The organism is Mesorhizobium sp. M0239, assembly GCF_040321815.1.
Taxonomy (GTDB): Bacteria; Pseudomonadota; Alphaproteobacteria; order Rhizobiales; family Rhizobiaceae; genus Mesorhizobium.
Map to the genome: position 1 here is coordinate 151,523 of NZ_JAMYSG010000016.1, position 11,132 is coordinate 162,654.

Sequence of the window (11,132 nt, forward strand, 5' to 3'; positions counted from 1 at the left end):
GCACTTTGTGAGAGGACGAAAATCATGAGCAGCGGATTCTTCGGCGACATCAAGAAAATCAAATATGAAGGGCCGGATTCGACCAATCCGCTGGCCTATAGGTTCTACAATCCCGACGAGGTCGTCGCCGGCAAACGGCTGGAAGACCATCTGCGCTTCGCCGTCGCCTACTGGCACTCCTTTGCCTGGCCGGGCGGCGATCCGTTCGGCGGCCAGACCTTCGACCGGCCGTGGTTTCCCAAGGCAGGCAGCACCGACACGATGGAGCTGGCAAAACTGAAAGCGGACGTCGCCTTCGAGATGTTCTCGCTGCTTGGCGCGCCCTATTTCTGCTTCCATGACGCCGATGTGCGGCCGGAGGGCAAGGACTTTTCCGAAAGTGCCGCGCGCCTCGACGAGATCGCCGATTACTTCGCGGGGAAGATGAAGCAGACCGGCGTCAAGCTGCTTTGGGGCACCGCCAATCTGTTCTCCAATCGCCGCTTCATGTCGGGTGCGGCCACCAATCCCGATCCGGACGTCTTTGCCTACGCGGCGGCGACAGTAAAAAGCTGCATCGACGTCACCAAGCGGCTGAAGGGCGAAAACTACGTGCTGTGGGGCGGGCGCGAAGGCTATGAGACGCTGCTCAACACCGACCTCGCGCGCGAGCAGGAACAGGCCGGCCGGTTCCTCAGCATGGTCGTCGACTACAAGCACAAGATCGGTTTCAAGGGCACGATCCTGATCGAGCCGAAGCCGCAGGAGCCGACCAAGCATCAGTACGATTACGATGTCGCCACGGTCTACGGCTTCCTCAAGCGCTTCGGGCTGGAGAAGGAGGTCAAGGTCAATATCGAGCAGGGCCACGCTATCCTGGCCGGCCACTCCTTCGAGCACGAACTGGCTCTGGCCAATGCGCTCGGCATTTTCGGTTCGATCGATATGAACCGCAACGATTATCAGTCGGGCTGGGACACCGACCAGTTCCCCAACAACGTGCCGGAAATGGCGCTGGCCTATTACCAGGTCCTGCAGGCCGGCGGGTTCAAGACCGGCGGCACCAATTTCGACGCCAAGCTGCGCCGCCAGTCGCTCGATCCGCAGGACCTGCTGATCGGCCATATCGGCGGCATGGATTCTTGCGCACGCGGCCTGAAAGCCGCGGCCCGCATGGTCGAGGACAAGGCGCTGTCCGCGCCGCTGGCCGAACGTTATGCCGGCTGGAACACGGCCGAGGGCAAGGCCATGCTTTCCGGCAAGCGCACGCTTGAGGATATCGCCGAGCGTGTCGTCAAGAAGAAGATCGAGCCGCAGCCGAGGTCCGGCCGCCAGGAACTGCTGGAAAATATCGTCAACCGCTACGTGTAAGGCGAGCGCCGCTCCATCTCTGGACCGACATCCGACACCACTGGCTGAAAGCCGCTGTCATCGCCATCTGCTAGTCAGCCCACTTCGCACGAGGCTGCCGAGGATCGCACAGATCTTCGGCAGCCAGCGTGTAATCAAGATGCCACGCGTGTCGCCGAAAGAGGGCCGCGCGGCAGCCTTTCTTTTTATGCATGTCGCCATCCCAAAATCGCTGTGCGCTTTTGGGCGACATGCATTGGCGGGAGACGGAAAATGGCAGAGGATCGAATCATCGTGCGCCCGGCGCAGGCGAGCGATATTCCGGCGTTGAAGCAGGTGCTGCAGGAAACCTTCGAAGGCACATGGCTGCCGAACATCACCGAAGCAGCGGCGCGGCGCTATGTCGAGACGGATATTGGCGGGCGCTATGTCGACCAGAGTTGGCCTGAATTCGCCGTTGCCGAGATCGATGGCGAGGTCGCCGGCCTGATCCATTGGCGCGCGGATTTTATCGAGGCCCTGCACGTCATGGCGTCCCGTCAAGGCCAAGGTGTCGGCCGCAAGCTGCTTTCCCATGCCGAACAGGCGATCGGCGCCGCCGGATTGGCGCAGGCGCGGCTGGAAACCGACACGTTCAACCTGCCCGCACAAGCACTCTACAAGGCGGTCGGCTATATCGAGAAAAACCGCTATCCAGACGACGAATGGGACAGTGGCTTCACCACGGTGCTGTTCGAAAAGCGGCTGTAGATCTCTCCTTGACCTGACCTGCCAAGGCGCAGGAACAGCTTTGCGCATGGCCCGGTCCCGCGACATGGTTTTGCCCTTCGACGCCCTTCAATGACCTCGCTCTTGCCTTCAAACTGCCGTCACGAATCTCGTATAAGACTGGCTCGTGGCGGGAGAGGAAGAAGGAGGCGAACCGATATGCAGAACGAACGTGAAATCGACGCCCTGCTCTCACCTGGCGAGGCCGGATCGATCATCGACAGGCTGATGGCGATGCCGAGGAAATCCGACGACGCCAAGATTGCGAACGAATGGGATCGCGCTGTCGCCAGCCGCTTCGAGACCCGTCTGGCCAGGCAGATGCGCTCGCAGATCGACGGCGACCGTCAGAACGCGGTCTGATCGCCGTTGAAACCTACCCCCTTCGCAATCTGACCGGCGCTTCGCCGAAAGTCCTTGAAAACGCCCTCGAAAATGCGGCGGCGGACGAGAACCCGGTCCGCCCGGCAATATCGGCCATGGCAACCCTCGTATCGACCACCAGCCGGCGCGCGGCGCCGAGGCGCAGCCTGAGGTAATAGGCGCCCGGTGTCTCGCCGATAGATTTGCGAAAGATGCTTTCCAGCGTCCGTGCCGTCACTCCGGCACGCTTTGCCACCGCCTCTATGGTCAGAGGCTGGTCGACATGCGCTTCCATCAGCCGGATGGCATGCGCCAGCCGCGGATCGTAGCCGTCGAGCCGGCCGAGCGAGACCAGCGGTTGTGCGTCGGTGGCGGCGCGAGCCTGGTCGTAGATGAAGACGCTGGCGACATCGAGCGCGACGGCCATGCCGAGCCGCGTGCGGATCAGATGCAGCATCAGGTCGAAGGTCGGCGACGCGCCACCCGACGTGAACACCGGTCCGTCAATGACATAGCGATCCGGGCGGACATCGACGCCAGGGAAGGCCGAGGAAAAATCCTCCATGTCCTCCCAATGGGTGGTGGCACTGCGCCCTTCCAGCAGGCCGGCACGCGCCACCAGCCAGGTGCCCGCCTCGACGCCGCCGCACGCGCGGGCCGTACGCGCCGCCCGCCGCAGGCCGGAAAGCAAGGCCGACGTCGCATAGTTCTGGGTGCCGAAACCGGCGACGACGACGAGAACGTCAGTCGGCTCGGCCGCGTCGAAACGGCCACTGACCGCCACCGGCAGGCCGCATGTGGTGACCGGAGCCTCGCCGGTCACCGAGACCAGCCGAAAATCGAACAGGGTCTCGCCGGAGATACGGTTGGCGGCGCGTAGCGGATCGACGGCCGAGGCCACGCACATGATCGACGAGCCGGAAAACACCAGCAGCGTCACCTTGAGCGGCAGACGCTCGGCGCGAAAGATCGTCGGTTTTTCGCTTTTTGTCATGGAAGCTTCGTAAAACGCAAAACAGTTTCCGGCAAGTCGGGCATTGTTGTGTTCTGTTTCTATCGGAGGAGAGTTCCATGCCGCTTGCGATGAACCGTGAGGTCTTCATTACCTGTGCCGTGACCGGGTCCGGCGGCTCGCAGGACCGCAGCCCGCATGTGCCGCGCTCGCCCAGGCAGATCGCCGATTCGGCTATCGATGCGGCCAAGGCGGGTGCGGCGATCGTGCACTGCCATGTGCGCGATCCCGAAACCGGCAAGCCGAGGCGCGATGTGCATCTCTACCGCGAAGTGACCGAGCGCATCCGCGCGGCGGAAGTCGACGTCATCCTGAACCTGACCGCCGGCATGGGCGGCGACATGGTGTTCGGATCGCCGGAAGCGCCGCTGCCGCTCAACGAAAAAGGCACCGACATGGGCGGCGCCACCAACCGCATGGAACATGTGCGCCAGTGCCTGCCGGAAATCTGCACGCTCGACTGCGGCACCATGAACTTCGCCGAAGCCGATTATGTCATGACCAACACGCCCGGTATGCTGCGCGCCATGGGCGGCATGATGACGGCGCTTGGCGTCAAGCCGGAGATCGAGGCCTTCGACACCGGCCATCTGTGGTTCGCCAAGCAACTGGTCGAGGAAAAGGTGCTGAACCCGGATGCGCTGGTGCAGCTTTGCATGGGCGTACCGTGGGGGGCGCCTGACGACCTCAACACCTTCATGGCCATGGTCAACAATGTGCCGTCGACCTGGAACTGGTCGGCCTTCGCCATCGGCCGCAACCAGATGGCCTATGCCGCGGCAGCGGTGCTGGCCGGCGGCAATGTCCGCGTTGGCCTGGAAGACAATCTGTGGCTCGACAAGGGCGTGCTGGCGACCAACGCACAGCTGGTCGAACGCGCAGCCAGCATCGTCACCAATCTCGGTGCCAGGATTCTTGGGCCGGAAGAGGTGCGGCAGAAGCTCAACCTCACCAAGCGGGCGCCGATCGCGGCATAAATTATTCCTTGGGAGGTCGACATGACTACCGTCAAATTCACCGCGATGAAGGATGGCGACCGGGACGACTACGAGTTCCTGACCGCGCATGAAATCGACTATGCGGCCAGGACCGGCGAACGGCTGCTCGATGCGCTGGTGCAGCTCGACGCGGGCCTGTCCGGCTACAAGATCACAAGGCTCGGCCATTCGCTGCAGGCGGCGACGCGTGCCTGGCGCGACGGCGCCGATACCGACTGGATCGCCTGCGCGCTGCTGCACGACATCGGCGACATCTATGCGCCTTACAATCACGACGAATATGCCGCTTCGATCCTGAAACCCTTCGTGCGCGAACAATGCACCTGGGTGGTGGAAAAGCATGGCGACTTCCAGCGGCTCTACTATGCCCATCATCTGGGCGGCAACCGCCATGCGCGCGACCGCTTTGCCGGCCACGCCTATTTCGACGATTGCGACCAGTTTTGCGAGCGCTGGGACCAGTCCAGCTTCGACCCCGACTATGACACGCTGCCGATCGAATTCTTCCGGCCCTTCGTGCTCGAAGTCTTTGCCCGCAAGGCCTACGATCCCTCGGTGGTCCGCGCCGGCGAGCGCGTGCCCCTCATCGATCCCGCAACAGCCGCGACAAGAACCGGAGCTTCCGCATGAGCATCATCAACAAGGCAGCCGCCATCGGCGGCGGCGTCATCGGCGCCGGCTGGGTGGCGCGCCTGCTGCTCAACGGCATCGACGTGTCGATCTTCGATCCCGATCCCGAGGCATCGCGCAAGGTCGGCGAAGTGATGAAGGGCGCGCGCCGCGCCTACAAGCAAATGGTGCCCGGCGGCCTGCCGAAAGAGGGCAAGCTGACCTTTGCCAAGACCATCGCCGAGGCGGTCGCCGATGCCGATTTCATCCAGGAAAGCGTGCCGGAGCGGCTTGACCTCAAGCACCGCGTGCTGGCCGAGATCGATACCCACGCGCCGGCCAATGCGATTGTCGGCTCCTCGACCTCCGGCATCAAGCCGACCGACATGCAGGTGGCGATGAAGAAGCACCCGGAGCGGCTGGTCGTTGGCCATCCGTTCAACCCGGTCTATCTCCTGCCGCTGGTCGAGATCGTCGGCGGCGAACAGACCTTTCCCGAGGCGATCGAGGTCGCCAAGGAGATGTATGCCTCGATCGGCATGAAGCCGGTGGTCATCCGCAAGGAGATCGAGGCCTTCGTCGGCGACCGCCTGCTCGAAGCGGCATGGCGCGAGGCGCTGTGGCTGATCAAGGACGGCATCTGCACGGTCGAGGAACTCGACGACATCATGCGCTACGGCTTCGGCCTGCGCTGGGCGCAGATGGGCATGTTCCAGGTCTATCGCGTCGCCGGCGGCGAGGCCGGCATGCGCCACTTCATGGCGCAGTTCGGGCCGTGCCTGAAATGGCCATGGACCAAGCTCATGGATGTGCCGGAGTTCAACGACGAGTTGGTCGACCTGATCGCCACGCAGTCGGACGACCAGGCGCATGGCCTGTCGATCCGCGAACTGGAAAAGATCCGCGACGATAATCTGGTCGCCATCATGGACGCGCTGTCGAAGCAGAACAAAGGCAAGGGCTGGGGCGCTGGCGCCCTGCACAAGGACTATACTAGGCAGTTGGCCAAACTGGCGGCGAAGAAGCCCACGGCCTCCAAGGCGGCCGAGAAGGCCAAGGCGTTGAAGCCGGTGAAAAAAGCCGAGAAGCCGAAGAAAAAGACCGGCAAGAAGAAGGGCTGAAGCATGGATTTCGGGCTGTCGGAAGAACAGAGGCTCATCGTCGAGACGACGAAGGCGTTCGTCGAGAACGAGCTATACCCGCATGAGCGCGAGGTCGAGCGCACCGGCGTGCTGCGCCGCGACCTGATCGAGGAGATCAAGGTCAAGGCGATCGAAGCCGGGCTCTATGCCGCCAACATGCCGGCCGATGTCGGCGGCGCTGGCCTGGATACGGTGACCTGGCTGCTCTACGAAAAGGAACTCGGCCGCGCCAACTATGCGCTGCACTGGACCTGCGTGGCGCGGCCCTCCAACATCCTCTTGGCCGGCACGCCCGAGCAGCGCGAGAAGTATCTGTTCCCCTGCATCCGCGGCGAGAAATGGGACTGCCTGGCGATGACCGAGCCGGGCGCCGGCTCCGACCTGCGCGGCATGAAGGCGACGGCCGTGCAGGATGGCGACGACTGGGTGCTCAACGGCACCAAGCATTTTATCTCCCACGCCGACCTCGCCGACTTTGCTATCGTGTTCATGGCTTCCGGCGAAGAGGATTCGCCGCGCGGCAAGCGCAAGAAGATCACCGCCTTTTTTGTCGATAAGGGCACCAAAGGCTTCACCGTTCGCGATGGCTACCGCAACGTCTCGCATCGCGGCTACACCAACGCCATCCTCGAATTCGACGATTGCCGGCTTCCCGCCGCCCAAGTGTTGGGCGAAGTCCATAAAGGGTTCGACGTCGCCAATTCATGGCTCGGCGCCACCCGGCTGCAGGTCGGCGCCACTTGCCTCGGCCGCGCCGAGCGGGCGCTTGGCCATGCCGTGGAATACGCCGCGCAGCGCCAGCAGTTCGGCCAGCAGATCGGCAAGTTCCAGGGCGTGTCGTTCAAGCTGGCCGATATGGCGACCGAATTGAAGGCCGCCGACCTGATGGTGTTCGAAGCCGGCTGGAAGTACGATCAGGGCACGGTCACCGACCAGGACATGGCCATGGCCAAGCTGAAGGCCACCGAAATGCTCGCTTTCGTCGCCGATGAGGCGATCCAGATCCATGGCGGCATGGGGCTGATGGACGATCTGCCGCTGGAGCGCATCTGGCGCGACGCCCGCGTCGAGCGCATCTGGGAGGGCACGTCGGAAATCCAGCGCCACATCATTTCACGGGCGCTGCTGCGTCCGTTTGGGGCATAACATATGCATAAACTTGAGCGTCTCCTGCGGCCGAAATCGGTTGCCGTGTTCGGCGGTGCGCAGGCCGCGGCCGTCGTCGCCCAATCGATCAAGATGGGCTTTGCCGGCGAGATCTGGCCGGTGCATCCGACCAAGGACGAGGTCGCCGGCCGCAAGGCCTATCGCTCGGTCGCCGACCTGCCGGCCGCGCCGGACGCCGCCTTTGTCGGCGTCAACCGGCATTTGACCATAGAGGTGGTCAAGGCGCTGGCCGAACGCGGCGCCGGCGGCGCCGTCTGCTTTGCCGCCGGCTTCCTCGAAACCGAGGCCTATGACGACGACGGCGAGCGGCTGCAGGCCGAGCTGGTCGGGGCGGCCGGCTCGATGCCGATCATCGGGCCGAATTGCTACGGCCTGATCAATTATGCCGACGGCGCGCTTCTGTGGCCCGACCAGCATGGCGGGATAAGACTGGCCGAGGGCGGCAAGGGCGTCGCCATCATCACCCAGTCCTCCAACATCGCCATCAACATGACGATGCAAAGGCGCGGCCTGCCGATCGCCTTCCTGATGACCGCCGGCAACCAGGCGCAGACCGGCCTGTCCGAAATGGCGCTCGGCCTGATCGAGGACGAGCGGGTCACGTCGCTCGGCCTGCATATCGAGGCTTTCGATTCGGTAGCCGGCTTCGAGCGGCTGGCGGCACGGGCGCGCGAGCTGAAGAAGCCGATCATCGCCATGAAGGTCGGCCGTTCCGAACAGGCCAGGCAGGCGACTGTCTCGCATACCGCCTCGCTGGCCGGCTCGGACGCGGCCTCGGGTGCGTTCCTGCGGCGGCTCGGCATTGCGAGAGTCGATTCGATCCCCGCCTTCATCGAGGCGCTGAAGCTGCTGCACATCACCGGCCCGCTGCCAGGCTATAGGCTGTCGTCGATGAGCTGCTCCGGCGGCGAGGCCTCCGTCATGGCCGACAGCGCCGAAGGGCGCTGGGTCAATTTCCCTGTGCTGATCGACAGCCACCGCGCCCATGTCAAATCGACGCTCGGGCCGCTGGTCGCGGTCGCCAATCCCTTGGACTATCACACCTTCATCTGGAACAACGAGCCGGCGATGACCGCCACCTTCACCGCCATGGTGTCGGGCGGCTTCGACCTCAACATGCTGGTGCTCGATTTTCCGCGCCCCGACCGCTGCTCGGTCACCGACTGGTGGACGACGCTGCGCGCCTTCGAATCGGCGCTGAAGACCAACAAGGCGCATGGCGCGATCGTCTCCTCGTTGCCGGAGAACCTGCCGGAGGAATACACGGCCGAGTTGATGGCGCGCGGCATGGTGCCGTTGTTCGGCATTTCGGAAGCCATGGATGCCGCCGGGGCGGCGGCCTTCATCGGCTGGGCTTGGGCTGAACCGCAGGCGCAGCCGATCGACACGTCCGCATCCGGTGCGCCTGGCGGCGACCACGTCACGCCCGATGAGGCCGAGGCGAAGTCACGGCTGATCAAGGCCGGCCTGCCGGTGCCGAAGGGCGAACGCGCCGCCAATGCGGTCGAGGCGGTGATCTCTTCCATGGCGCTTGGCTTCCCGGTGGCGCTGAAGGCGCTCGGCGTCAGCCACAAATCCGAAGTTGGCGCCGTCAGGCTCAATCTCAGGGATGCCGAATCCGTCAGCACCGCAGCGCATGACCTCTTGCCACTCGGCACCGGGCTCTATGTCGAGCGCATGGTGCGCGACGGCGTCGCCGAACTCATCGTCGGCTTCACCCGCGACCCTATGTTCGGCGCGGTGATGACGCTCGGCACCGGCGGCGTGCTGGTCGAGCTATTGCGCGACAGCGTTACGCTCATGCTGCCGGCGACCCGCGACGATATCGAGGCGGCGCTGCGCGGCCTGAAACTGTTCCCGCTGCTCGAAGGCTATCGCGGCCGGCCGAAAGCCGATGTCGCGGCTGCCATCGATGCCATTTCGGGCATTGCCGCCTTCGTGCAGCAGAATGCCGGTGAGATCGAGGAACTCGACATCAACCCGCTGATCGTCTGTGCAGAGGGCAAGGGCGCCTGGATCGCCGACGCGCTGCTGGTGCTGGGAGAGAACACGAATGTCTGACGTCATTTCGACCCGCCGCGAGGGCACCATCCTCGAAGTCACCCTCGACCGGCCCAAGGCCAACGCCATCGACCTGAAGACCTCTCGGCTGATGGGCGAGACCTTCAAGGCATTCCGAGACGATCCGGAATTGCGCGTCGCCATCGTCAAGACCGCAGGCGACAAGTTCTTCTGCGCCGGCTGGGATTTGAAGGCCGCTGCAGGCGGCGATGCGGTCGACGGCGACTATGGCGTCGGCGGTTTTGCCGGGCTACAGGAATTGCGCGACCTCAACAAGCCGGTCATCGCTTGCGTCAACGGCATGGCGGTCGGAGGCGGCTTCGAGCTGGCGCTGTCCTGCGACCTCATCTACGCCTCCGATCATTCCTCCTTCGCGCTGCCCGAGATCCGCGCCGGTACGCTGGCCGACGCGGCGACGATCAAACTGCCGAAGCGCATCCCCTACCATGTCGCCATGGACCTTCTGCTCACCGGCCGCTGGATGGATGTCGCCGAGGCGCATCGCTGGGGCCTGGTCAACGAGGTGCTGCCCAAGGAAAGGCTGGAAGATCGCGTCTGGGAGATCGCCCGGCTGCTGGCTGGCGGCCCGCCGCTGGTGTTTGCCGCGATCAAGGAGACGGCGCGCGTGGCCGAGGCGCTGACCTTCCAGGATGCGATGAACAGGGTGACGCGGCGCCAGTTGGCGACGGTCGATGCACTCTATGGCTCCGAAGACGGCATGGAAGGTTTTCGCGCTTTTGCGGAGAAGCGTGAGCCGGTTTGGAAGGGGAAGTAGTAGGAACGATGGCGTTCCGTCACACCCCCCTCTGCCCTGCCGGGCATCTCCCCCGCAAGGGGGGAGATCGGACGTCGTTTCTGCTTTCGCCAATAGTCGACGCTGCAAGAAGAGCACCGCGATCGAAACTGCCAATCTCCCCCCTGTTTGGACCGGAGACATCGCGAACAGGTGTGCGAGGACATCGCGAACAGTTTGGCGTGCTTTGCGCCGGGAGGTTCGCGATGCCATTTGGGAACACCAGCGTGATGGATGGGAAGTTGGAGTTTGTGCGTTTTGCGGTGCAGGATGGCAGCAATGTCAGTGCGCTTTGTCGTCGTTTCGGGATTGGCCGAACCTGTGGTCACAAGTTGATCGCGCGGTATCGCGCCCATGGCGAGGCCGGGCTTGCGGAGCAATCGCGCCGTCCAGCGACGAGCCCGGCGCGCAGCCCGGATGCAGTCGAGGCGGCGGTTCTTGGCATGCGCCGGGCGCACCCGGCCTGGGGCGGACGCAAGATCTCCAAGGTCCTGCGGCGCGAGGGAACCGGTTCGCCTGCACCTTCCACGGTGACCGGGATCCTGCACCGCAATGGCGTCGAGCTGGGTTTGCTCGGGGGTGGAGCCAAGCCGTTCGGGCGCTTCGAGCATGCCGCCCCCAACGATCTGTGGCAGATGGACTTCAAGGGCCATGTCGCATTGCGGCAGGGCGGCCGGCTGCATCCGCTGACCGCGCTCGACGACCATTCGCGCTTCTCCGTCGTGCTGCAGGCTTGCATCAACGAGACCGGCGAAACGGTCAAACCCCACCTGATTGCCGCCTTTCGCCGCTATGGGCTGCCGCAGCGCATGGCTTTCGACAACGGCCCACCGTGGGGAGATGGCGGACGAAGCAACTTCACACGCTTCACCGTCTGGCTGATCGAGCAC

At 64.1% G+C, this 11,132-nt stretch carries 11 protein-coding genes; 10 read left to right on the forward strand and 1 reads right to left on the reverse strand.

The window, feature by feature from the left end; all coding sequences use genetic code 11:
* Window positions 1-24: 24 nt before the first annotated feature.
* From xylA to NKI99_RS18575, 3 genes are all read left to right on the forward strand, one after another.
* On the forward strand, window positions 25-1,350 hold the full coding sequence (gene xylA, locus NKI99_RS18565; RefSeq protein WP_352611627.1) for a xylose isomerase: 1,326 nt from the start codon (window positions 25-27) through the stop codon (window positions 1,348-1,350).
* 252 nt (window positions 1,351-1,602) lie between these two features.
* On the forward strand, window positions 1,603-2,079 hold the full coding sequence (locus NKI99_RS18570) for a GNAT family N-acetyltransferase (RefSeq protein ID WP_352611628.1): 477 nt from the start codon (window positions 1,603-1,605) through the stop codon (window positions 2,077-2,079).
* Window positions 2,080-2,256: 177 nt separating this feature from the next.
* The gene (locus tag NKI99_RS18575) at window positions 2,257-2,460 is read left to right on the forward strand and encodes a hypothetical protein (RefSeq protein WP_352611629.1); all 204 of its coding nucleotides are present in this window, start codon (window positions 2,257-2,259) and stop codon (window positions 2,458-2,460) included.
* Window positions 2,461-2,473: 13 nt separating this feature from the next.
* Here NKI99_RS18575 and NKI99_RS18580 read toward each other — a convergent pair whose 3' ends face one another.
* A complete protein-coding gene (locus tag NKI99_RS18580; RefSeq protein WP_352611630.1) occupies window positions 2,474-3,454 on the reverse strand; it encodes a GlxA family transcriptional regulator in 981 nt (326 codons plus the stop codon).
* A gap of 77 nt (window positions 3,455-3,531) precedes the next feature.
* Here NKI99_RS18580 and bcoG point away from each other — a divergent pair, with 77 nt between their 5' ends.
* The 7 genes from bcoG to NKI99_RS18615 all read left to right on the forward strand — a co-directional run.
* Window positions 3,532-4,449: a 3-dehydrocarnitine:acetyl-CoA trimethylamine transferase BcoG gene (gene bcoG, locus NKI99_RS18585; RefSeq protein WP_352554620.1), complete on the forward strand. Its 918-nt coding sequence runs from the start codon at window positions 3,532-3,534 to the stop codon at window positions 4,447-4,449.
* Window positions 4,450-4,470: 21 nt separating this feature from the next.
* Complete coding sequence (locus NKI99_RS18590; RefSeq protein WP_352611631.1) at window positions 4,471-5,100, forward strand: HD domain-containing protein; 630 nt, start codon at window positions 4,471-4,473, stop codon at window positions 5,098-5,100.
* Window positions 5,097-6,200 (forward strand): carnitine 3-dehydrogenase, encoded by a 1,104-nt coding sequence (locus NKI99_RS18595; protein ID WP_127322329.1) that lies wholly within the window; start codon window positions 5,097-5,099, stop codon window positions 6,198-6,200. The genes NKI99_RS18590 and NKI99_RS18595 overlap by 4 nt, the downstream gene beginning before the upstream one ends.
* Before the next feature lie 3 nt (window positions 6,201-6,203).
* Window positions 6,204-7,367 (forward strand): acyl-CoA dehydrogenase family protein, encoded by a 1,164-nt coding sequence (locus NKI99_RS18600; protein WP_352611632.1) that lies wholly within the window; start codon window positions 6,204-6,206, stop codon window positions 7,365-7,367.
* A gap of 3 nt (window positions 7,368-7,370) precedes the next feature.
* Window positions 7,371-9,449, forward strand: a complete 2,079-nt coding sequence (locus NKI99_RS18605; protein ID WP_352611633.1) for an acetate--CoA ligase family protein — start codon at window positions 7,371-7,373, stop codon at window positions 9,447-9,449.
* Entirely contained in the window at window positions 9,442-10,224 is a 783-nt protein-coding gene (locus NKI99_RS18610) for a carnitinyl-CoA dehydratase (protein ID WP_352611634.1), read from the forward strand. Before NKI99_RS18605 ends, NKI99_RS18610 begins: the two co-directional genes overlap by 8 nt.
* 173 nt (window positions 10,225-10,397) lie before the next feature.
* A partial coding sequence (locus NKI99_RS18615) for a helix-turn-helix domain-containing protein (RefSeq protein ID WP_352611635.1) occupies window positions 10,398-11,132 on the forward strand: 735 nt, incomplete at its 3' end.